We start from the raw sequence: 22,820 nt of genomic DNA on the forward strand, positions 1-22,820 counted from the left end.
GACGACCCTTCGGCATCCGGTCGATACCGATTCACCGCCTCTCAGACAGGCAGGACTTATCATGACCAAAGAACAATCCCATGCCGGCGGCGAAACGCAGCTGGCAGAAAACCTGACGGTCAATGAAGACCATGTATTGGCCCACAATGTGGATGAAGAACCGGTAGAGGCGAACCGTCGCCTGTACACCGGTATTTTGCTGAAGTTCGTGGTGTTGCTGGCCATTGCCTATTCGGCGTTTCACCTCTACACCCTGAACGTGTCGCCCATGGAAACCTGGTCGTTCCGTATTGTGCACGTGGCCGGTGCCCTGGTGTTGGGCTTTATCCTGTTTGCCGGTGCCCGCTTCGTTTCCAGTGAAGAAGGTGCTGCGCGGCATCGCTGGACCACCTGGTTTGCAGCAGTCGCACTGATTCCAGCGCTCTATGCGCTGTACCAGACTTACGCCTTTCACCAGATGATTCTGGGTGGTACCCTGCGGATTCCCGCCGAGCTGGAAACCTGGCATTTTGGCTGGCCGCTGCTGGCGGCTTCCGGTGTGGGTATTGTCATGAGCTGGTTCCACCAGCGCGATCGTGCCCGGTTCAGCGTGCCGGATCTGGTTCTCATCATCTGCTCTGTGGCGGCTGCTGCCTACCTGCTGGTGGTGTTCAACACCTCCATGCGGATGACCACCGGCACCGCGTTCGCCCCCGTGGGTATTTCTTTTGCCGCTGTGGCCGGTACCGCGCTGATTATGGAGCTTACCCGCCGGGTAGCCGGTATGGCTCTGGTGGTGATTGCACTGGTCTTTCTGGCCTACGTCTTCGCCGGCCCCTACCTTCCGGGCTTTCTGGGGTATCCCGGGCTGTCGGTGCAGCGCTTCTTCAGCCAGGTCTATACCGATGCGGGTATTCTCGGGCCGACCACGGCGGTGTCTTCGACCTACATTATCCTGTTCATTATCTTTGCCGCGTTTTTGCAGGCGTCGAAGGTAGGTGACTACTTTGTGAATTTCGCTTTTGCGGCGGCTGGCCGGTCCCGGGGTGGTCCCGCCAAAGTCTCCATTTTCGCCTCTGGCCTGATGGGTATGATTAACGGCACCAGTGCCGGGAACGTGGTATCCACCGGTTCCCTGACCATCCCCTTGATGAAGCGGGTTGGCTACAGCAAGGAATCCGCCGGCGCGGTTGAAGCAGCAGCGTCTACGGGCGGGCAGATCATGCCGCCGATCATGGGTGCGGGCGCCTTCATCATGGCGGAGATTACCGGTATTCCCTATACCGAAATTGCCATTGCGGCGATTATTCCGGCGATTCTGTACTTTGCCTCGGTCTACTTCATGGTCGATTTCGAGGCCAAGAAGCTGGGGATGCGCGGCATGCGCGAAGACGAGCTGCCCAATTTGCGCCTGATGCTGCGCCAGGTATACCTGTTTGTGCCCATCATCATTCTGATCGTGGCGTTGTTCCAGGGCTACTCGGTGATTCGTGCCGGTACTCTGGCCACGATTTCCGCGGCGGTGGTCAGCTGGATTTCCCCCAACAAGATGGGCCTGCGGCAGATTCTGCATGCGTTTGAGATAGCGGCCTATATGTCGATTCAGATCATCGTGGTCTGTGCGGCCGCCGGTGTCATTGTGGGTGTGATCTCACTCACCGGCGTTGGCGCTCGGTTCTCAGTGCTGTTGCTGGATGTGGCGGCCCACAGTCATCTGCTGGCTCTGGTGTTTGCCATGTTTATTTCCATTCTGCTGGGCATGGGCATGCCGACCACCGCAGCTTATGCCGTTGCAGCTTCGGTCGTGGCTCCGGGCCTGGTGCAGTTGGGGATTGAGCCGCTGACGGCGCACTTCTTTGTATTCTACTTTGCGGTGGTCTCGGCCATCACGCCGCCTGTGGCACTGGCGTCCTATGCGGCGGCGGGTATTTCCGGTGCCAACGCCATGTCGACATCGGTGGCGTCGTTCCGTATCGGCATTGCGGCGTTCATCGTGCCCTTCATGTTCTTCTACAACAGTGCGCTGTTGATGGAAGGAGGGTGGTTCGAAATCGGACGGGCGCTGATTACCGCTACCTTTGGCGTGTACCTGCTGTCTGCCGGTGTGCTGGGCTGGTTCGCACGGTCGTCCGCCCCGGTTCTGGTACGGTTGTTACTGGTGGCCGCAGCCCTGCTGACCATCGAGGGTGGTTTGTGGACGGATCTGGCCGGTATCGCGCTGGCGGTAATCGCCATGCTCATCCAGCGCAAGCGTGCGCCGGCTCTCGCCGCAGCCTGATCTGGCCAGTACCCGGAGGACAACCTGCCGCTGAGCGGGTTGTCCTGCCGGTCCGGGGGCGCTAGGCTTGGCCGAAGCCCCTCTTTGATGTTTCGGAACTGAATTCCATGCTCCAGCGCTTCAGCGTCGTTGTGATTCTGGTTGTCATCATGCTGCTGTCCTGGCTTCTGGGCGGTTGGTACGGTTATCGCCAGCTGGAGCAGGAGGCCCTGCAAGAGGCTTTCCGGTACCGACAACTGGTTGCGAATGAGCTGAACCGGTATCTGCCGGTACCGGCTCTTATCGCCGAACACCCCCTGTTAGCCGACGCGCTCAAGCAACCGAATGATGCCGTGACCCTGCTTCGCGCCAACGAGCAGATGCAAAGAATGGCCACCATTGTCGGCGGCTCAGATATCTACCTGATGGATTTGTCTGGTTTGACGATTGCGGCCAACAATTTCGGCCAGCCGGACACCTTCGTTGGCAATAATTACGCGTTTCGCCCCTACTTTTCTGAAGCCGTGCAAACCGGAGATTCAGTGGCCTATTTCGCCTTGGGTTTACGGTCCCTGGAGCGTGGTCTGTACTTCACTCATCCGGTGCGCGATCAGCGGGGCAAAATGCTCGGGGTCGTAGCCATCAAGATATTGGTCCATGAGCTGGAGTCGCAGTGGCACCGGCCAGAATCGACCCAGCAGGCGCAAATGGTGGTGCTGGACGGCGACGGCATCAGTTTTCTGTCCAGTCGCAGCCAGTGGTTGTATCGGGACTTTCGGCCAGGTGACAAGGCCGAAAAAACCGCCCGCGTGCGGCAGCGTTACCCCGAGCGGGATTTAGCGCCTGTTGACTTCTCGGTCACTGGCAAGCCTTGGGGGCTGGCGGATTATTCCACACGGATTCAGTTACGGGACAGCAACAGTGTCGGCACGTACCTGACCGTCGAGGTGGACCTGCCCAGGCTGGACTGGAGCCTGATGGTACTGACCGAGACGCGATCAGTACTCTGGACCCGCGCCGGTTTCCTGGTCAGCGGGCTGGCCTTGTTCCTGGCCGGGTTCCTTACCTGGTTGTATCTCCGCGAACGATACCGGCGGGAACGTGAACTGGCCTTGAGGGGAGAGCAGTTGGAGCGTCGCGTTGCTCAGCGGACAGCCGATCTTAAACGTTCCAATGACCAACTGCTGGAAGAGATACAGGAGCGGGAGAGAGCCCAGACGGAGTTGCGTGAAACCCAGCAAGAGCTCATCCAGGCTGCCAAGCTCGCGGTGCTCGGGCAAATGTCGGCGGGTCTGAACCACGAGATCAATCAGCCCCTGACCGCTATCCAGGGTTATGCCCGCAACAGTCGGAAGTTTCTGGAGCGGGGGGCCACCGATATGGTGGATGCCAACCTGGGGGAAATTGTCGCCCTGTGCGACAAGATGGCGGAGCTCATCCGACAGTTTAAGGTGTTCGCGAGAAAGTCCGAGGGCCCCCCGTCGGTGGTTGATCTCAGATTGGCGGTGGATGGAGCCCTCAAGATTATTCGTGCCCAGCACAGCAGTAGCGGCATTGTCATCGATTGGCATCGTCCGGAGCAGCCGGTCATGTGCCACGGCGATCTGATCCGGATCGAACAGGTGATGGTCAATCTGGTGGCGAACGCGGTTCAGGCGGTTGAAGGCCGTGACGAGCCGTTGATCGAGATCATGATTGATGAGGAAGAGGGGAGCTGGCGTTGCCGGGTTCGAGACAATGGGCATGGCCTTCCCGGTAACACAGAGAAGGTGTTCGAACCGTTTTTTACCACCCGCTCTGTCAAACAGGGGTTGGGCCTGGGGCTTTCCATTTCCCGTCAGATCGTTGAAGCTCTGGGCGGAAACCTGGTCGGCCACAATCGTGACGATGGTCCGGGTGCCGAGTTCGTTCTCAAATTGAAACAGCGTAGGGCAGAGGAATGACAACCGCTTCAGTCATTTTTGTCGATGACGACCCGGATATCCGGCCACTGATGGAACAGACCCTGGAGCTGGAGGATATCCCGGTGGCCTGTTTTGCGGATGGTGCGTCAGCCTTGCAGGAGGTTCATCCGGATTTCGAGGGCATCGTCCTGTGTGATTACAACATGCCGGGCATGGACGGCCTGGATGTGTTGCAGCGCATCCGGCAGATTGATGAAGATATTCCGGTCATTCTGCTGACTGGTCAGGGCGATATCAGCACGGCGGTATCGGCCATGCAGCAGGGTGCCTACGATTTCATCGAGAAACCGTTTGATCACGAGGAGTTGATTGAACTTCTGCGGCATGCCCTTGAGAAACGGCATCTGGCGCTTGAGAACCGGCGGCTGAAAGCTCAGCTCCGACACCTTGCCCGCCCCGGCCCCCGGATGCTGGGCGATTCGCCGGCTATGCAACGGGTGATGGCGACCATTGATCCGGTATTGGATATCTCCGCAAACGTGCTCCTTCATGGTGAGACGGGGTCCGGTAAGGACGCGCTGGCCAGATATATCCATGAAAACAGTCCACGCAGCAGCCACAATTTTGTTGCGATCAATTGCGGCGCTGTACCCGAGAATCTGATCGAAAGCGAGCTGTTCGGGCACGAGGCCGGTGCCTTCACAGGTGCTGACAAACGACGTGTTGGCAAGATAGAACACGCTCATCGGGGAACCCTGTTCCTGGATGAGCTGGAAAGTATGCCCATGCCGTTGCAGATAAAACTGCTCCGGGTTCTTGAGGAGCAACGGGTTGAGCGGCTTGGCAGCAACCAGGTCGTGGACGTGGACGTACGTATTATCGCCGCCACCAAATCCGATCTGAAAGAACTGAGTGACAAGGGAGAATTCCGGTCCGACCTTTATTACCGACTGAATGTGGTGAAAGTGGATATTCCGCCGTTGCGGGAGCGAAAGGAAGACATCCCCAAACTGTTCCATCACTTTGTGCTGATTGCTGCCGCTCGCTATGACCGGGAGAGTGTGCCTTTGGACGCACGTCAGGCTGCCCGGCTGATGCAGCATTCCTGGCCCGGCAACGTTCGGGAACTGCGTAACCTGGCCGAGCGATATGTCTTGCTGGGCCCGGCAGCCCTGGCCGAAGGCGATTCTGCCAGCGGACCGAACATTGCCAGCCGGCAGACGCTGTCGGAAATGATGGATGGCTTTGAACGCTCGGCGATTGTCAGTGCGCTGAACGCCTGCCACGGTAGCATCAAGGACACCATGGTGCAGCTCGGGATTGCCCGCAAGACGCTGTATGACAAAATGAAGAAACACGGGTTGGACAAAGCCGAGTTCAAAGACTGACCATTACAAAAGATAACGCCCCGGTTGCACTGGTTTTACAAACCACGAGGTTTCCTCGATAAATCTGTCGTGTGTTTTTCTGTAGGATTGCTAATCTTTTTTTAGCGGACTTCTCCGACAGTCATTCCAACCACGGAAAACACACCACATGAAGAATCTGACCATCCAGGCGAGGGTGCTGTTGCTGGCACTGGTGCCGGTTATTGTTCTGACTGCATTGCTGACCACTTACAACCTGAATCAGGCCCGCTCGATCGGAGAGCAGGCGGTTGCAAGCTTCTCGGAAGACATGGAGGCCAGCAAGCGCCAGGAACTGCGCAACTATCTGGAACTGGCGAAAACGTCCATCCAGCATCTGTATGAGCAGCCGGGCTCGGCCAATGATCCTGAGGTCCAGCAGCAGGCCTGGGACATCTTGCGGCAACTGCGTTTTGACGACTCCGGCAGTGAGGGCTATCTGTTCGCCTATACCACGGAAGGTGTTTCGGTGATGCATGGTGTCAATTCCGCCCTGGAAGGCCGTAACCTCTGGGGCTTTCAGGACCCGAACGGCACCTACCTGATTCGCGAACTGATCGAGGCTGCGCGCAATGGTGGCGGCTATGTACCCTATGGCTGGAAACACCCGGAAACCGGTAACGTAGCCCCCAAGTTAGGCTATGCCGAAATGCTGCCGAAATGGGGCGTGATGATTGGCACCGGATTCTGGATTGACGGCCTGGAATCTCAGGTTGCTTCCATGGAGCAGCGGGTGGGAAATTCCCTGGGTGAGGCAATCATTGGTTCGGTGACCACCTCCCTGATCGCTCTGGCCATTATTGTCTTCCTTGCCCTTGTCGTGGTTCGCGGCATTATCAGTCCGTTGAAGTCGGCGGTGACGGCGATGAATGGCATTGCCAGTGGCGACGGGGATCTTACCCGTCGGCTGGAGGTCTCGGGTCGGGACGAGCTGTCGCAGCTGGCCACGGCGTTCAACAGCTTTGCGGATCAGGTCCATGGGCTGGTCCGCCAGGTCCGCCAGTCGGCCGAGACATTGAATGTTACCACCGGCGAGTTGAACGAGGTCATGGTGGAAGCCGAGCAGGGCGTTGAGCGCCAGAAATCGGAAAGTGATCAGGTAGCCACCGCCATGAACGAGATGACCGCCGCAGCCCAGGAAGTGGCCGGTAATGCCAGTGAAGCGTCGGATTCGGCTGGCCACGCTACCGCTCAGGTAACCGATGCCCAGGGGCTGGTCTACCAGGCCATCGAGGTGATTGGCGGGCTCTCCAAACAGGTGGAAGAGGGTGTTCAGGTCATAGAAAAACTGGGCACCGACTCCCGCCAGATCGACAGCGTGCTGGAGGTTATTCGGGAGATTGCCGACCAGACCAACCTGTTAGCCCTGAATGCTGCCATCGAGGCGGCTCGCGCCGGAGAAGCCGGCCGTGGCTTTGCCGTGGTTGCCGACGAGGTACGTACGCTGGCAAGCAGGACCCAGAAGAGCACTCAGGAGATCCAGGCGACCATCGAGCGGCTGCAGAAAGGTGCCCAGCAGGCGGTAATGCTGATCGGCGCCATCAGCCAGCGCAGCGAGGAAACCGTGGAGGAAACCCGCCAGGTGAACGAAGCGCTGCAGCGTATTTCCCAGGCCGTGAACACGATTACCGATATGAACACCCAGATTGCCAGTGCTGCGGAAGAGCAGACCAGCGTGTCGGAAACCATCAACCAGAATGTCCACGAAATCGTGGCAATCTCGGAACAGACTGCCCAGGGAACCCGTCGCGCCGGCGAAGCGACCCAGCGCCTCAAGGCACTGGCCGGTGAGTTGACCGACCAGGTCAGCCGCTACCGGGTCTGAGCAGAGTTACCTATCCAGTCGAAGGAAAAGGCGCAGTCACGCAAGTGACCTGCGCCTTTTTTTTGCCTGGATCAGGGCGCGATCTTCTTTTTCAGGGCTTTGGTCAGCGGCCTTGGCAGGCTCGGCAGCGACTTCAGCAGCCAGGGCAGCACCTTTCTTTTTACGCCATTCAGGGATTCCGGTACCACCGCTTCAATCAGGTGCGGGCCGGGGTTGTGTTTGGCGTATTCCATGGCTTTGATCAGCTCTTCCGCCGTGGTTACCCGGGTGCCGTGCACGCCCATGCTCTGGGCCAGCAACGCGTAGTTGGTGACCGGGCCACTGATGTCGAGCTGTGATTTCGCCTTGGCACCGGCTTCTTCTGCGCCAACCCGTTCCAGTTCTACGTTCAGGATCGAGTAGGAGGCGTTGTTGAAGATGATGGTGATCACGTTCAGGTTTTCCCTCGCCATGGTCCACAGGGCCTGGTTGGTATACATGGCGGTGCCGTCACCGATCAGTGCGTAAACCTGGCGATCCGGACAGGCGATGGCTGCGCCGACGGCGTTGGGCATGCCTTGCCCGATGGCCCCGCCGGTGAGGGTGATCAGGTCGTGCCGTGGTGAGCCTGCGGTCATGGCGTTCAGCATCAGGCCGGAGGTGATGGCTTCATCCACGATAATGCTGTTCTCGGGCATCAGTTCGCCCACCGCCCGGCAAACTTTTTCGGCGGTGAGTTTACCTTTGGGCAGGCCGGGGCGGCCGGGCGCCTGCAGCTTGGGTTGGGCATTGCTGGCACCGAGAGTATCGGCCAGCTTTTTCAGGCTGGTGGTGGCATCCTGCTCCGGTGTGCTCAGAGTGTGAGCCGTGCAGTTGTCTGGCACCAGGTAGCTTTGTTTGCCCGGATAGGCGAAGAAGGATACCGGGGCCTTGGCATCCACCAGAATCAGGTGGTCAAACTCGGAGAGCTGCAGGGTAGCCAGTTCCGCCAGGTAAGCGATCCGCTCCACCGGCGGCAGGCCGGCGCCCCGTTCAATGCGGGTTGGGAAGGTTTCGGCAAACAGGGTGACACCGTTGTGAGCGGCAATGCGTGCCGCCTCCAGCAGAGCGGGCTCACGCAAGGCGCGGCCACCCAGCAGCAGGGCGGTTTTCCTACCGCTCTTAATGGCTTCTGCGGCCGCTTTAACAGCGCTATCTTCAGCTGCAGGCGCTTGCGGTTGAGTGGGTGCGGCACAAGGCTTGCCGCCTTCGCCCCAGGACACATCCGCTGGCAGAATCAGAGTGGCTACCTGCCCTGGCAGGCCCCGGGCGGCGGTGATGGCTTCGGCGGCATCCTGGCAAAGGGCTTCTGTGCTTTGTGACGTGCGCACAAAACTGGGGGAGATGTTGCGAGCGACCGTTTCGATGTCAGACTGCAACTGGGCGTCGTATTTCACATGGTAGGTGGCATGGTCGCCAACAATGTTGACCACCGGTACCTTACCCTTGCGTGCATTGTGCAGATTGGCCAGGCCATTACCCAGGCCACAGCCCAGGTGCAGCAGGGTAGCAGCGGGTTTGTCCGCCATCCGGGCGTAGCCGTCGGCGGCACCGGTGGCGACGCCTTCAAACAGGGCCAGTACCGCCCGCATTCCGGGTTCGCTGTCCAGGGCGGCGACGAAATGCATTTCGCTGGTGCCTGGGTTGGTAAAACAGACTTCAACACCCGAATCCACCAGGGTTTTCATGAGTGCCTGAGCGCCGTTGGTCATTGTTGTTCTCCAGCTTGGGTCAATTCGTTTGTATTGGTCCGGTCGAGATGGGTCTCGTTGATATCGGCAATTCTGGTGACACCGGTCAGGGTCATGGCCAGTTTCAGTTCCTGCTGCCAGGTGTTCAGGAGTCGGGTTAATCCAGCCTGACCTTCTGCCGCCAGGGCCCACGCCCAGGGGCGACCAATCATCACGCCGTTGGCTCCCAGGGCAAGGGCGCGGAAAACGTCTACGCCGTTGCGGATGCCGCCATCCACCAGGATCTCGGTGTCGTTGCCGACGGCGGCCACGATGTCCGGGAGTTTGCGGGCGGTGGCGGCCACACCATCTAACTGACGACCGCCGTGATTGGAGACCACGATGCCATCGGCACCGACGTTGACGGCTGCTTTGGCATCATCCACTTCCAGTATGCCTTTCAGGATCAGTTTCCCTGGCCAGCGTTCCCGCAGCCATTCGATGGCCTGCCAGGTGACGGAGGCATCGAACTGGGTATCGACCCACTGCTTGAAGGAGTCCAGGTTACTGGCCTCTGGCACTGCGTCGCTCAGGTTGCCAAAGGTCAGGGGTTTACCTTTTATCGCTACCTGCCATAGCCACCCGGGCCTGGATAGCAGTTGCTGCGCTTTGAGCGCAACAGAACGGGCGCCGGCGCTGTTCAGGCCGTTACGGGTGTCCCGATGCCGGGGGCCGGGCAGGGGCAGGTCGATGGTAAAGATCAGCGTCTGGCAGCCGGAATCCCAGGCTTTTTTCAGCAGGTTTTCTACGTAGCCCCGGTCGCGAATCATGTACAACTGGAACCAGAACGGCGCCGTGGCGGCTGCTTTCACTTCTGCCAACGGGCATATGCCAACGGTGGAGAGGGTGAAAGGCACCTCGGCCGCATTGGCGGCTTTTACTGCCTGGGCTTCTCCCCGTTGTGCCATCATTCCGGCCAGCCCCAGAGGCGCCAGGGCGACAGGCATGCTGCAGGATTGCCCGGCCAACTCGGTGCGGGTGTCTACGTTATCGACATCAATCAGCACGCGCTGGCTCAGGGCGATATCCTGCCAGCCGCGGACATTGGCCCGCAGGGTGTGTTCTTCGGTGGCGCCGCCGTCCAGGTAATCTGCCAGAAACCGGGGCAGTTTACGGCGAGCGAGTTGCTGGTAATCGGCGGCGGTGGCCGGATAACTCAGGGGCATGGTCTCAGTTTCCCTTGGTGATGGAGCGGGCGGCAGCCCGCGCCGTCAGAATGCAACCGGGCAGGAAGGTGCCTTCCAGTGACCGTTTGCCATTGCTGCCACCGCCGCCAAAACCGGCCGCTTCGCCGACACAATAGAGGCCGCGGATGGGTTGCCCACGGGCATCCAGTACCCGGCTTTGCAGGTCGGTGCGCAGGCCACCCAGGCTTTTGCGGGTGGTCAGTTGCATGTGGATGGCGATGAAGGGGCCGGCCCCTGGTTTCTGCAGCGGCGCCGGTTTGCAAGTGCGCAGCCGGTCCGGGCCCCATTGGCGGGCGTGGCGGATCATGCGGATTTGCGGGTCGTTGTTCAGCTGGCTGCCTTTGCTGAAATTGGCATCGAAGGCATCGGCGGTGGCTTTCAGAGTGGCAGCGTCAATGTCCAGGGAGCAGGTCAGGGCGTTCATTTTCTTCGCCAGCCCTTCCAGGGTGTCATCCACCAGGAAGTGGCGGCTTTCGTGCTGCATCTGATTTACCAGCGGTTTGTTGCCCAGCAGCAGTTCTTTCAGGAACAGGGGGAATTGTTTGTCCCGGATTCGGGCGTTGTGTTCAGCGCCGGAGATGGCAAATTCTTTCAGGGCAATACGCCGGTTCAGCAGGTGCCAGGTCCAGGGTTTTTCCTGTTCGGCCACCCGTTGGCAAAGCCAGTGGGTATCGAAGCCGGTCACCAGGGGCTCCGGCCCGATGCGCTCGCCCCGGTGGTTCAGCCAGAGTGCGGATTTACATGGAATGGTAGACAGGCCGTGGCCCGGGAAATGCGGGTAGGGGTGGGGAAAGCCCGCCGCGTAGTTCCACATTTCGCCGGCGTGGGTAATGCGCGCGCCCAGGTGGTCTTTGGCCCAGTGGTGCAGCTTGCCATCGGCAAAGGGATGGGCACCGTTAAGCATGGTGGCCGGTTGCGGGCGATGTTTGGGCCAGTTGGCCCGGCATTCGGCGTGGCTGCCATTGATGCCGCCCATGGCCAGCACCACGTTCGGAGCCTCAAACCGCACTTCTTCGCGGGTTTCCTCGTTAATGGCAACGGCGCCGCAGACCTCACCGGCCTGATGGTCGAGTGCGGTAATTCGGTGCCGGTGATGAATGGCCAGTCTGCCACCGGTGTCGGCTTCGTGCAGGGCATTGACCATGCAGCGCACCAGTTCCCGGGAGGTGCCCCAAGTGATGTGGTAGCGGGGCACGCTGTTGCCATCGCCAAACCGGCCTCGCTCCACCCAGTTCACCGCCGGCATGAATTTGATGCCCTCGTCAGCGAGCCAGTCGTGCACCTCGGTACGGGAATGCTCAACGTAATAGCGGGCCCACTGCACAGGCCACTCATCGTTTGGGTCCAGTTCGCCGAAACGCAGCCAGTCGTTCAGCGCCAGTTCCGGCGAATCGGCGATTCTCATGCGCCGCTGCAGCGGCGTGTCAATCAGCATCATGCCGCCAAAGGCCCACAGCGCCAGACCTCCGAAGCGTTCGGGGCTGTCACGATCAACAATGGTTACGGACTTGCCAGCCCGCAGCGCTTCCAGGGCGGTGACAATGCCCGCCAGTCCGCCGCCGGCAATCAAAAGGTCTGAGCTAACAGGTTTCACCATGGTGCGTTTCCGGATTGTATTTTTGATTTTGTTGTTACAGACCATATAACGCTATGATCGGTTCTGAATTGACTTCAGAGGCCGTAATAATTGACGTTAGAAGCCACCGTATCGATGGGCTGGGTCAATACCGTGATCGATGCCGCGAAGAATCTGGGCGTTCCTGAGAACCTGTTGCTGGAAACCGCTGGTCTGCCGGCCGGGGCCCTGTCTCTCGAACGATGGCCCATCGACTTCATTACCCGTCTCTGGCACGCCGCGGAGCAGTGCACGCGGGATCCCGGGTTTGGTCTGAAAGTTGGCGCCGGGGTGCGGCCGGCCAGTATTGATGCGGTCAGTTTCGCCATGCAGAGCGCCGCCACGCTGCGCGAAGCCATCACCCTGGTCCAGAAATACCAGCGGCTGATCTCTGATGGCGGTCGCTTCCAGATGATACCGGGTAGCAGGGGCACCTGGATTGTCTACCACCCCCGGCAGGGGCGTCTGGCGTTCAGTCCGCATCAGATTGAAGCGGTGCTGTCGGCCGTGGTCAGCCTGACCGACTGGATTGCCGGTTCTGCGGTTGGGCCTGTGCGAGTGCAATTCAGTCAGGCCCGTCTGGGGCCGCTGTCAGGGTACCGGGAGGTGTTTGGTTGCCCGGTGGAGTTCGAGCAGGCGTTCAGTGGTTTGCTGGTGGGTAATGAGGTGCTGGACAGGCCTTTACCACAGGCAGATCCGGCCCTTGCCCGTGTACATGAACAGTACAATGCAGGACGGCTGGCGGCGCTGGAAAAGGGCGCTGTGTCGGCAGAGGATCTTCGACAATGGCTGGTCGCCCGGATGGGGCCAAACCTTCCACGACGGGCAGAAGCGGCCAGGATGTTGGGGCTCAGCGAACGTACGTTGGCCCGTCGGCTGGAGGCACAGGGCTATACGTTCAACAGCTTGTTGGACGAGGTGCGCCGGGAGCTCGCCCTGGCGGCGGTGCGGGAATCGGGGTTGTCCCTGGCAGAGATCGCTTTATCGCTCGGATTTGCAGAGGCCAGTACCTTTTACCGGGCATTCCATCGCTGGACGGGCATGCCCCCGGCTCGCTGGCGCAAACAGGGGGCGCACTGAAGCCTAAAGATTGGCTTCGGCAAACTCGGCCAGTACCGAACGGGGTACGCCTTGCAGATGGATGTGACCGCCATGGCGGAAGCCCTTGAAGCGCTCAGTCATGTAGGTCAGGCCGGAGCTCAGTGGGCTCAGATAGGGGGTGTCTATCTGTGCCAGGTTGCCGAGGCATATCACCTTGGAGCCGTTACCGGCCCGGGTGATGATGGTCTTGATCTGGTGCGGGGTCAGGTTCTGTGATTCATCGATGATGATGAGGCTGTGCTGGAAGCTGCGGCCCCGGATGTAGTTCATGGATTTGAAGTGCAGGGGCACTTTGCTGAGGATGTAGTCGACACTGGCGGTCATGTTCTCATCGTCTTCGTGCAAAGCTTCCAGGTTATCCACGATCGCACCCAGCCAGGGTTCCATTTTCTCGGCTTCGGTACCGGGCAGGAAACCGATATCCTCATCCAGGCCCTGGGTGGAGCGGGTCGCGATGATGCGTTTGTAGAGTTTGCTGGCCACGGTCATTTCAATACAGGCGGCCAGGGCCAGAATGGTTTTACCGGAACCCGCCGAGCCGGTCAGGTTCACCAGGTGGATGTCGGGGTCCAGTAACAGGTTCAGGGCCATGGCCTGATAGATATCCCTGGGTACCAGGCCCCAGACTTCTTCATTCATCAGGTCATGCTGGTGCAGATCCTTGAGCACCAGTTGGTCCTCGGAGATATCGACGACCTTGCCGATGAAGCCCTGCTCGTCAATCACGAACTCGTTGATGTTCAGCTTCGCCAGTTCCCCTTCGCGTTTGAGCAGGTGTTCCGTCACTCCCTCCCGCTGGATGGTTTCCACCTTGGCGATACCGTCCCAGAACGAGTTCGGGAACTCCTTGTAGCCCTTGGGCAGCAGGTCAATGTCGTCAAGTAGCTGGTCGTTGTGGTAGTCCTGGGCTTCGACACCAAAGCCGCGGGCCTTTAACCGCATGTTGATGTCTTTACTGACCAGGATGATATCCCGGGATTTGTGGCGTGCCTGCAGGGCGGCGAGGGTGTTGATGATCTTGTTGTCGTTCAGGTGCTCCGGCAGTGAGTGATTGCCGGCACCTTCGGTGCTCATGATGATTGAGAGGGTGCCCAGTGGGTCCGCTTTCTTGCCGCGCAGAATCGGCACGCCTTTCTCGATGTCCTTGGGGCTGGCATCACCCAGCAGTTTGTCGATGTTGCGAATGGCCTGGCGGCAGTCGGCGGCAACCGTCTGTTTGCCGGATTTCAGGCTGTCGAGTTCTTCGAGGACGGTCATCGGAATGATGACATCATGTTCTTCAAAGTTCAGGAGGGCATTCGGGTCGTGAATCAGGACGTTGGTGTCGAGGACATACATTTTCCGGCGAGCTTGCGGTGCTCTTGGCATAGGGGGCGCTACCTCTCTGGTGGCTCAGTCGGTCTCGGCGCAGCGTTGCGTCAGGTCTCTGTCGGAGATCAGTTTCAGCATGTCATAAGTGGTTATGATACCGGTGATTTTTGAATCCCGGGTGACAAAGATCCGGTGCAGGTGCTCTCGCATCATGATATTGGCAATGTCTCGCACTGGCGTGTCTTCGTCAACCGACAAAACAATGGGCGTCATGATGTCCCGGACTTCAACCGGAACCTTGCCCATCTCTTCGAAGATGACCATACGCAGACGCCGGGCCTCTTCCTGCTCCTCTTCGGTCAGCCTGGGCTGATCGCCGGAACGGGAGGCATTCCAACGGAATTCGGTAATGTCCTTGAGGGTGGCTATGCCGATGATGTCGCCGTTGTCGTCGGTAACCGGGCTGCCGGTGATTTCGTTGTCGGTGAGGAACCTGGCGAGGCGATCCATAGTCCAGTTGTGGGGGACAGCCTTGATGGTTGGGGTCATGATCTCATGGGCGAGAACACTCATGTGCGGGCATCTTCCGTTTGCTGTGCTTTTGATGAAGCTTAGCCGTTCCGTGGCCTGCCGTCACCCCTGCATTGTGGGTCGGGTTAACGGGCTTCCGGGCTTACGCCCTGCAATGTGCCGTCTTCGCCCCATTGCAACTGGTAACCCTGATAGCGATCCTGTTTGGCGACAGCTTCCAGTGCGAGGATGGATTTGACCGGTATATCGACAATCAGGCTATTGACCAGCCACCCGGGCAATGCGCCGTTGGGTTCGGTGTGCTGCACCCAGACCATTCGGGTTCGGTCGCCCTTGGGAGTAAACCGGTAGAGTGTGTCGGAGCGGTCCACCCGCACGCGACTGTTGAACTCGGCCCGCATGTTGGGAGTGGCGTTGAGGTCCATGACAATCTCGCCGGTGGACGCGTCGCCGCGGGTACGGATGCGCAGTACATAATCCCGGTCGGCTACCGGCCACGGCATATCGTTGACCGAATAGGCATAGCGATCGTGGAAGTCCCCCTGCCCAAAGGCATGGGATTCGGTGCAGTTGTGAACCCATTCCTCACAGGATTCCGGATTGACCATGACGGCCATCAGGTTCTCGATAGGAACGTCCAGTTCCGCTACTGCCTTGAAAGCCTCGAACCCCGAGCCTTCCCGCGCCATGGTGTATATCCGCACATTGTCCACTTCCTTGCGCAGTGACCAGGCCTCGGCATCTTCCGATGGCAACGGGCCGGTTTCACTGGCGGACACAGACAAGGTCATCAACAGGCCCATAATGCCGGAAATCAGGCGGCTAACGCCGTGGGCTCTGGTTGTGGTCATAGGCTAAACTTCCGTTGTAAGAGTGAGCCGAGTCTACCACGGGGCGCAATGCCCCCCGCCTGTGAATGCGGGGGTTTGTGAACCAGGTAGCTTAGTTACACAACGCACACCACGATTGGCCTGATCTGACGAACATTATGACAACACAGAAACTGGTAGATGCCCGCGGACGAATAACGCCAGGGCTGATGGAGCACCCTGTCGACACCATCAATTATCTCGACTACGACCTGCGCACGGTGATGGACAAGCCTCGGACCCGCCTGGCCAGACACTGGCGTTTCAACCAGTTCCAGTTTGTCAGTGCGATGGCGCCGGGCTGGGTGTTTGGCCTGGCTATTGTGGATCTGAACCTGGTTGGTAATGGCTTTTTCTATCTGTTCGATTTCGAGAGCGGACAGATGTTCGAGCATTCGTTTTTACAGCCTCTGGCCAGGAACACGAACATAGAGCCTTATCCCGAACGCGGTTACGCCCGGTTCCGCAAAGGCGACTTGAGCATGGCCATCGAACCGGCCACGGGCGGTCGGAATGTGAGAGTGAGCGGGCCCGGTAATATCCGGGTGGATCTTGAGTTGCGGGACACCGAACAACCCTTGCGGCTGGTGTCGCCGGCCGGATACAACGGCTGGGTGTTCACCCGGAAATCGGCCGGACTGACGGTGGACGGTGAAGTGCGCCTGGGCGATATGGTCTGGCGTTGCGATGAGTCTAGCCGTGGAGCCATCGACTGGAGCTGCGGCTTCATGCGCCGGGAAACCGCCTGGAACTGGGCCTGTCTGGCTGGGGTTGCCGACAATGGTGTTTCAGTAGGGCTGAACCTGGCCGCAGGGGTGAACGAAACCGGGATGACCGAGAACGCCCTGTGGCTTGACGGGCGTCGCGTTCTGCTGGGGCCGGCCCGATTCGAGTTCGATCGCTATCAGCCCGGGGCAGACTGGCGGGTCACCACCGACGATGGCCGCGTTGACCTCCGTTTTGTGCCCGCGGGCGCGCGCCGGGAAAAGCTCAACGCCTGGGTGATTGCCTCCAATTTCCGTCAGTTTGTGGGCACTTTCCAGGGTACGGTTGCGGATGAAAACGGCAAAAAAATCCCCGTAAACGGCTTACGGGGATTGATGGAAGACCACTTTGCCCGGTGGTAAACCGGGCGTAGCCATCACTTTTCGGGCAGGGTGACGTTCAATTCAAGCACGGAGCAGTGGTCATTGCGATCCACCTCCACCTGTACCATGTCGTCGCTGATCTGAACGTACTTGCGAATCACCTGCAACAGCTCCTGCTGCAGCTGGGGCAGGTAATCCGGCTGTTCACGCTGGCCCCGCTCATGGGCCACAATAATCTGCAGTCGCTCCTTGGCGACACTGGCGGTACTGTTTTTCTTGCTTCTGAAGTAATCGAAAAAACTCATCCCTTAGCCCCCTTTAAACATCCGTGAGAAGAAGCCTTTTTTCTGGGACGTCATGAAACGGTGTTCCCGTTCCTCACCCAGCAGCCTCGCAACGGCATCTTCATAGGCCTGGCCGGCATCGCTCTGCTCCTCCAGAATGACCGGCAGGCCCTGGTTGGAGGCATTCAGTACGATCTGGCTCTCGGGAATCACGCCCAGCAGGGGAATGGCCAGAATTTCCTCAACATCCTGTACCGACAGCATCTCGCCTTTTTCTACCCGGTCCGGGTTGTAGCGGGTCAGCAGCAGGTGTTCCTTGACCGGGTCCTGACCCATTTCTGCCCGCCGGGATTTGCTCTGCAGGATGCCGAGAATACGGTCTGAATCCCGTACCGATGAGACTTCCGGGTTGGTGACGACAATCGCCTCGTCGGCATAGTAGAGCGCCATCAGCGCGCCATGTTCGATGCCGGCCGGAGAGTCGCACACGATGTAGTCAAAGGTTTCGGACAGTTCGTTGATGACCTTCTCCACACCATCTTTGGTGAGAGCTTCCTTCTCGCGGGTCTGGGAGGCAGGCAGGATATAGAGCGTTTCTACCCGCTTGTCCTTGATCAGGGCCTGGTTGAGAGTCGCTTCGCCCTGAATGACGTTAACGAAGTCGTACACCACCCGGCGCTCGCAGTTCATGATCAGGTCCAGGTTGCGCAGACCCACGTCGAAATCAATCACGACGGTCTTGTGGCCACGCTTTGCCAGACCAGTGCTGATGGAGGCGCTGGTGGTGGTTTTGCCCACGCCGCCTTTTCCTGAGGTAACGACAATGATTCTAGCCAAGGTTCAGTTCCTGTTTCTCGGTGGATTCGTCATGGTTTCAACTGTTGTTATCGGTTGTCACAACATCAGGCCTTGTCCAGTGGCGTCACCACCAGTACATCGTCCCTGAGCTGGATCTGCACAGCGCTTTTCCAGCCAATGTCCTGAAGATCTTCGGAGATTTTATAGTGTCCGGCGATGGACACAAGCTCCGCCTCAAGTGACTGGCAGAACACCCGGGCAGACTCGGCACCGTGAATGCCGGCCAGCGCCCGCCCGCGTAACGGGCCGTATACATGAATATTGCCGGCAGCCAGAACTTCGGCTCCAGCCTGCACCGGCGCAAGGATGATCAGATCGCCTTCCGGCGCGTATACCTGCTGCCCTGATCGAACCGGTTGATTGATGATTTTTGCCGGTGCCGGTTCGTTTGCAGGCTCCGGTGCAGCGGCCGCTTCCGGTTCGGCTTGTGCCGGAGCTTCCTGGGCCGGCTTTTCTTTCAGGCTGCCGCCGGGCAGCAGTGCCAGGGAGGCTCCCCGGGCAAGCCGGCGCTGATCGTCGTTGGCGGCACGTACGCCAATCACATGGATGTTGTGGCGGCGGCAGGTCCCGATCATCTTGAAAAAATCGAGTTCGCTGTCCAGGCCTTCATATTTCTCCAGGCTGATAATCAGCGGGATGTCTTTGAAGAAGCCCGGCGCCTGGCTGATCTTGTCCCGAAGATTGGCTTCAAATTCGTCGTTGTCGAAGTAGTAAAGCTCAAGGGCGGTCAGGGAAACACTGGCACTCTTCAGTTGAAAGCTCTGTTTTGTGTCGGTGGCTGCGGAATCGCTCATGGATGGACCTGTTCTCCGGTGTCTGAGGCATGGGCATCTCCGAGGGCGCGCAGCGGAGGGGCATCGAAACGGATGCCGGACCAGCCCGTGCTGATAAACTGGCGAATGTTACCATGGCTGTCCCCGGCCGGGTCGCCGAGCACCTGCTCGTAGTGTTGGGCGAACAGGCGCAGGGTGTCGGTCTCGCTCAGATTACAGTACTGACCCAGGCCGAAGACCCGGCAGGAGCCAGCGTTTTCGCCAGTCTCGTTGCGAAGCGGGCCGTTGCTGAAACCGGTGGGCCGAAATTCGAAATACTGATTGATCAGTTTCAGGGTGTCGTCGAAATCGGCATGACCGGCCTGCACTGAGGCCAGGTGGATACGAACCGCTTCATTAACATTCATTATTTGTGATCCTGCTTGGGGCCGGTCTGGTAGTTGGCTTTCCATTCTTCGTACGGCATGCCGTAGATTTCTTCCCGGGCGTCCGGATCTGAAATGTCGAACCCCCGCTCTCCCGCTTCGGCCCGATACCATTTGGACAGGCAGTTGCGACAGAAACCCGCCAGATTCATCAGGTCGATGTTCTGGACGTCGTTGTTTTCACGCAGGTGCTGCACCAGGCGCCGGAAGGCGGCGGCTTCGATTTCGGTGCGTTCAGACTCGGGAATCGGGTTACTCATGGGGCCTCGCTGTTGCTTGCCGGGACTATCGGGATTTCCTGACATTCTCGGCATGTTACCGTAAGATACAAGGCTGTATAAACGTACAGATTGTTAACGTGAGCCCGCCCCTATGGCCCAGCGCAAGATCATTCATGTGGACTGCGACTGCTTCTATGCCGCCGTCGAGATGCGTGACGACCCAAGCTTGCGGGATGTTCCGCTGGCGGTGGGTGGCGAGGGCGGCCGTGGTGTGGTGACCACCTGCAACTACCGGGCCCGGGCTTTTGGCGTGCGTTCGGCCATGCCCGGCAGCGAAGCCCGGCGGTTGTGCCCCGGCCTGGTCACGGTACCGCCGGACATGGGCCGTTACCGGGCAGTTTCCCAGCAGGTGATGGCGATACTGCGGGAGATGACCGATCTGGTTGAGCCCTTGTCCCTGGATGAGGCGTTTCTGGATGTGACCGATGTTGACGCGTTCAAGGGCAGTGCCACCTTGATGGCGCGGCACCTGCGGGAGCGGGTGAGCAGGGAAGTCGGCATTACCATTTCCGCCGGCGTGGCCCCCAACAAGTTCCTTGCCAAAATTGCCAGTGACTGGCGCAAGCCCGATGGTCTGTTTGTGATTACGCCGCCGGAGGTGGCCGACTTTGTAAGCGAGCTGCCGGTGGAAAAGCTCTTCGGTGTAGGGCAGGTGACCGCGGCCCGGCTGCACGCCCTGGGTGTGAAAACCTGTGGCGATATGCAGGCGCTGGGTGCCGACGTGTTGATCGAGAAGTTTGGCAAACAGGGCTATCGTTTGTTTGAAATGGCCCATGGCCGGGACAATCGCCCCGTTGTGGTGTCGCGGGTGGCCAAGTCGGTGAGCGTCGAGCGCACCTTTTCCCAGGACCTCCCTGACCGGAGCGCCTGCGATACCGTGATGCCGGCCCTGGTGGCCGACCTCAATCTTCGCCTCTCGCGCAAGGGGCAGCACAAGCCGATACACAAGCTGTTCGTGAAAATCCGCTACAGCGATTTTTCCACCCACACACTGGAGCGGGTTCGGGAGTCCGTTACCGAGCCGGCCCTGGTGGATTTCCAGCCACTGCTCGAAGAGCTGATGCCCAAAGACCGCCCGGTTCGCCTGCTGGGAGTGGGAGTCCGGTTCCGCAATGACGATGCTCCGGTCACCCAGTTGCGCCTGTTTGACTGACTTCGGTCCCCGCGGGCATATCCGCCATTTTTTTAGTTTAAAACGGTATGGCTGCCGCTTTGACGTGACAGTGTGTCACCTCTAGCTTTTAGGTGACGCTATCCTGCTGTAAGCGTTGCGGGCCACGCCCGCCCCGAAACAACAATCGCAGGAGAACAAGAATGAACAAAGCTGGCTGTTGTGGCCCCTGGCGCTCCGGTGCGCTGGCGGGCTTGTTGTTATTGTTGCTGTCGGCTCCGGTATCGGCGGAGCTGGGGGATTATGGATTCTGGCGAACCCTGGGTAACCTGGCGTCGCCGCCCGGTGCCGATAATCCGGTGACATCGGATCAGCGCCAGGGTGCCTACCCTTTGTTGGCCAATCCCGATGGCTACGAGAATTTCTCGGCGGGGGCCTACTACCAGTGGCAGACCATCGCACTGGCGCCGGAAACCGGCGCTGTATGCGGTAACGGTTCGGAGTACAAGTTCTTCGTGAACCGGGTGCCGAACACTTCCAATACCGTGGTTTATTTTGAAGGTGGCGGTGCCTGCTGGGATTACGAGAGTTGCAGTGGTCAGACCGGGATCCGGGGAGCTCGTAATCCCGATGGTATCCCGGATGATTACATGTCTCTGTTGAATCCCGGCGCCAGCCTCGTGAGCCCGTTTGTGGTTCGTCTGCATCCCTGGACTCGGGTAAAAACTCAGAACTGGAACATGGTCTACGTACCCTACTGTACGGGGGATATCTATTCCGGTGACCGGGTGGCGGTGTATGAAGATCCTGAAGGCGAGGCGGAACCTCTGATCTGGCATCACAACGGCCTGAGGAATACCCGGGCGGTGATCAGCTGGCTCAAGGACAACCTGCAACGCCCCGGGCAGATGCTGGCGACCGGTTGCAGTGCTGGTGGCATTGGTGGCTTGACCAACTATCACCCAACCCGGCGGGACATGGCGCCGACTCGCAGTTTCCTGATCAACGATTCAGGCCCTGCCTTCAGTGCTCCGGTTGGCGCGGACCCTCAGCAGTATCCTTCGGTGCTGTTACAGAGCTTCATCAGGCAATCCTGGGGGCTGGACCAGCCGGGTGGCCCGCTGGCTTACCTGAAGTCCGGTTTACCGGCACTGAACCTGAATGACCTCGGCAGCCTGTATCCTGCGCTGGCGACGGCGCTGCCACAGGACCGCATGGGGCATACGCATTTCTGGCGGGATCTGAACTACTCCTCCTATTCCTATGAGCGCTTCTTCCCGGAGATCGAGAATGCGCCGGATCAGGCCACTAAGGAGGCTTTGCTGCATCAGAAGTGGGCCGTGGACACCGAACGGTTGACGCAGACGCTGGCCGGGCTGGATAACTTCGGCTATTACCTGCCCATGTTTCGGGACGTGAATGAAAGTCACTGCACGTCCATTATCGAGTTCGCCAATTCGGATATTCAGGAGTTGGGCCTGGAACTGGGGGATTTCGTCAATAACGTGATGAATGGCAGCGGAGCGGTGATGCAGGCCTCGGAGACCGATACGGTGGCCGATTACAATAAACCGTTCAACCTGTTGTACTGGTCGCTGGATCAGTTGCTCTGATTATTGCCGGCGGACCGGCCCATGGCCTCTACCCGAGCTTCCTGAAGGCGCTCGCGCAGGTATTGGTCCCGGGTCAGTCCGCCGGGAATATCATCCATGGCCATCACTTCTTCCACAATCGCCTTTTCCCGGGCCTTGTAGCGTTCGAAGTCCGGCCTGGGTTCGTCCAGCCAGGCCTGCAGTCTGGCTCCGGATTCAGCCCGGTACCGATCCATGAGTTGCTGTGCGGCGGCTTTTGCTGCCTCCTCATCCGGCTCCAGAATCTGGATCATCGCCAGTTGAATTAGCGCGGCTTCCGGAGCACTCATCTGCACAGATCCCTCGTATTCGTTCATACGATTTCTGAGGGCATCGGCCTGGGCCCGGCGTTCCTGTTCGGGGAGGGCGGGGGCGTTGGCAAAAAACTCGTGCAGGTCATCTTCAAATTCAAGCCGCTGGGCGTAGGCCTTGACCTTGGGGTTGTCCAGCAGCGCCTGTTGTTCCGGTGTCAGGGCATCGGAAGAGGGCAGGGGGGCCTCGGCCGGATCTGAAGCGGTATCCGGAGCGTTTTCGGCTGGTGATATCTCGGGTGGCGGGGTGTTGGTTGGCCACAGTAGCGCCAGTGCCAGAATAATTGCGGCCCCGGTGACCAGCAGGATCTTTGTGTTCATGACT

General features: G+C 59.3%; 20 protein-coding genes. 8 read left to right on the forward strand and 12 right to left on the reverse strand.

From position 1 onward, the window contains the following. The first annotated feature begins 61 nt into the window (after positions 1-61). The 4 genes from JIF53_RS06960 to JIF53_RS06975 all read left to right on the forward strand — a co-directional run bounded on the left by JIF53_RS06960 (position 62) and on the right by JIF53_RS06975 (position 7,371). Positions 62-2,257: a TRAP transporter permease gene (locus JIF53_RS06960; protein ID WP_023011494.1), complete on the forward strand. Its 2,196-nt coding sequence runs from the start codon at positions 62-64 to the stop codon at positions 2,255-2,257. Between the two features lie 107 nt (positions 2,258-2,364). After that, positions 2,365-4,179 carry a sensor histidine kinase gene (locus JIF53_RS06965; protein ID WP_023008866.1) on the forward strand — a complete coding sequence of 605 codons (1,815 nt, stop codon included), beginning with the start codon at positions 2,365-2,367 and terminating at the stop codon, positions 4,177-4,179. Further along, positions 4,176-5,528 carry a sigma-54-dependent transcriptional regulator gene (locus tag JIF53_RS06970; RefSeq protein ID WP_011785810.1) on the forward strand — a complete coding sequence of 451 codons (1,353 nt, stop codon included), beginning with the start codon at positions 4,176-4,178 and terminating at the stop codon, positions 5,526-5,528. The genes JIF53_RS06965 and JIF53_RS06970 overlap by 4 nt, the downstream gene beginning before the upstream one ends. A gap of 148 nt (positions 5,529-5,676) precedes the next feature. Further along, positions 5,677-7,371, forward strand: a complete 1,695-nt coding sequence (locus tag JIF53_RS06975) for a methyl-accepting chemotaxis protein (protein WP_199452143.1) — start codon at positions 5,677-5,679, stop codon at positions 7,369-7,371. Positions 7,372-7,442: 71 nt separating this feature from the next. On the opposite strand, the gene JIF53_RS06980 is transcribed toward JIF53_RS06975, so the two are convergent. From JIF53_RS06980 to JIF53_RS06990, 3 genes are read right to left on the reverse strand one after another with little or no spacing between them, the layout of a single operon-like run. Beyond that, complete coding sequence (locus tag JIF53_RS06980) at positions 7,443-9,101, reverse strand: acetolactate synthase large subunit (protein ID WP_199452144.1); 1,659 nt, start codon at positions 9,099-9,101, stop codon at positions 7,443-7,445. After that, the gene (locus JIF53_RS06985) at positions 9,098-10,285 is read right to left on the reverse strand and encodes an L-lactate dehydrogenase (RefSeq protein WP_199452145.1); all 1,188 of its coding nucleotides are present in this window, start codon (positions 10,283-10,285) and stop codon (positions 9,098-9,100) included. Before JIF53_RS06985 ends, JIF53_RS06980 begins: the two co-directional genes overlap by 4 nt. A 4-nt stretch (positions 10,286-10,289) precedes the next feature. Beyond that, complete coding sequence (locus tag JIF53_RS06990; protein ID WP_153741560.1) at positions 10,290-11,903, reverse strand: FAD-binding dehydrogenase; 1,614 nt, start codon at positions 11,901-11,903, stop codon at positions 10,290-10,292. A gap of 90 nt (positions 11,904-11,993) precedes the next feature. Between JIF53_RS06990 and JIF53_RS06995 the strand changes: the two genes are divergently transcribed. Continuing rightward, positions 11,994-13,001, forward strand: a complete 1,008-nt coding sequence (locus JIF53_RS06995; RefSeq protein WP_011785805.1) for an AraC family transcriptional regulator — start codon at positions 11,994-11,996, stop codon at positions 12,999-13,001. Positions 13,002-13,004: 3 nt separating this feature from the next. On the opposite strand, the gene JIF53_RS07000 is transcribed toward JIF53_RS06995, so the two are convergent. From JIF53_RS07000 to JIF53_RS07010, 3 genes are all read right to left on the reverse strand, one after another. Next, positions 13,005-14,390, reverse strand: coding sequence for a PhoH family protein (locus JIF53_RS07000; protein WP_011785804.1), 1,386 nt, complete (start codon positions 14,388-14,390; stop codon positions 13,005-13,007). A 24-nt stretch (positions 14,391-14,414) separates the two neighbouring features. Then, entirely contained in the window at positions 14,415-14,906 is a 492-nt protein-coding gene (locus JIF53_RS07005; RefSeq protein ID WP_014420722.1) for an HPP family protein, read from the reverse strand. An 83-nt stretch (positions 14,907-14,989) separates the two neighbouring features. Beyond that, complete coding sequence (locus JIF53_RS07010; protein WP_199452146.1) at positions 14,990-15,715, reverse strand: START domain-containing protein; 726 nt, start codon at positions 15,713-15,715, stop codon at positions 14,990-14,992. A gap of 137 nt (positions 15,716-15,852) precedes the next feature. Here JIF53_RS07010 and JIF53_RS07015 point away from each other — a divergent pair, with 137 nt between their 5' ends. Further along, positions 15,853-16,860: a DUF2804 domain-containing protein gene (locus JIF53_RS07015; RefSeq protein WP_199452147.1), complete on the forward strand. Its 1,008-nt coding sequence runs from the start codon at positions 15,853-15,855 to the stop codon at positions 16,858-16,860. Positions 16,861-16,874: 14 nt separating this feature from the next. On the opposite strand, the gene minE is transcribed toward JIF53_RS07015, so the two are convergent. The 5 genes from minE to JIF53_RS07040 all read right to left on the reverse strand — a co-directional run bounded on the left by minE (position 16,875) and on the right by JIF53_RS07040 (position 19,421). Continuing rightward, the gene (minE, locus tag JIF53_RS07020; protein WP_011785800.1) at positions 16,875-17,126 is read right to left on the reverse strand and encodes a cell division topological specificity factor MinE; all 252 of its coding nucleotides are present in this window, start codon (positions 17,124-17,126) and stop codon (positions 16,875-16,877) included. Positions 17,127-17,129: 3 nt separating this feature from the next. Further along, positions 17,130-17,942: a septum site-determining protein MinD gene (gene minD, locus JIF53_RS07025; RefSeq protein ID WP_011785799.1), complete on the reverse strand. Its 813-nt coding sequence runs from the start codon at positions 17,940-17,942 to the stop codon at positions 17,130-17,132. A 65-nt stretch (positions 17,943-18,007) separates the two neighbouring features. After that, a complete protein-coding gene (gene minC / locus JIF53_RS07030) occupies positions 18,008-18,757 on the reverse strand; it encodes a septum site-determining protein MinC (protein ID WP_014420726.1) in 750 nt (249 codons plus the stop codon). Then, positions 18,754-19,143, reverse strand: coding sequence for a HopJ type III effector protein (locus JIF53_RS07035; protein WP_011785797.1), 390 nt, complete (start codon positions 19,141-19,143; stop codon positions 18,754-18,756). Before JIF53_RS07035 ends, minC begins: the two co-directional genes overlap by 4 nt. Further along, on the reverse strand, positions 19,143-19,421 hold the full coding sequence (locus JIF53_RS07040) for a DUF1244 domain-containing protein (protein ID WP_011785796.1): 279 nt from the start codon (positions 19,419-19,421) through the stop codon (positions 19,143-19,145). The genes JIF53_RS07035 and JIF53_RS07040 overlap by 1 nt, the downstream gene beginning before the upstream one ends. Before the next feature lie 112 nt (positions 19,422-19,533). Here JIF53_RS07040 and dinB point away from each other — a divergent pair, with 112 nt between their 5' ends. Next, entirely contained in the window at positions 19,534-20,595 is a 1,062-nt protein-coding gene (gene dinB / locus JIF53_RS07045) for a DNA polymerase IV (RefSeq protein ID WP_011785795.1), read from the forward strand. A 161-nt stretch (positions 20,596-20,756) separates the two neighbouring features. Further along, positions 20,757-22,166, forward strand: a complete 1,410-nt coding sequence (locus JIF53_RS07050) for a pectin acetylesterase-family hydrolase (RefSeq protein WP_014420728.1) — start codon at positions 20,757-20,759, stop codon at positions 22,164-22,166. Here the strand turns inward: JIF53_RS07050 and JIF53_RS07055 are convergent. Continuing rightward, positions 22,154-22,816, reverse strand: coding sequence for a hypothetical protein (locus JIF53_RS07055; protein ID WP_199452148.1), 663 nt, complete (start codon positions 22,814-22,816; stop codon positions 22,154-22,156). The genes JIF53_RS07050 and JIF53_RS07055 overlap by 13 nt on opposite strands. Positions 22,817-22,820 lie beyond the last annotated feature (4 nt).

The sequence above is a fragment of the Marinobacter sp. bablab_jr008 genome (genome assembly GCF_016464145.1).
Taxonomy (GTDB): domain Bacteria; phylum Pseudomonadota; class Gammaproteobacteria; order Pseudomonadales; family Oleiphilaceae; genus Marinobacter; species Marinobacter nauticus.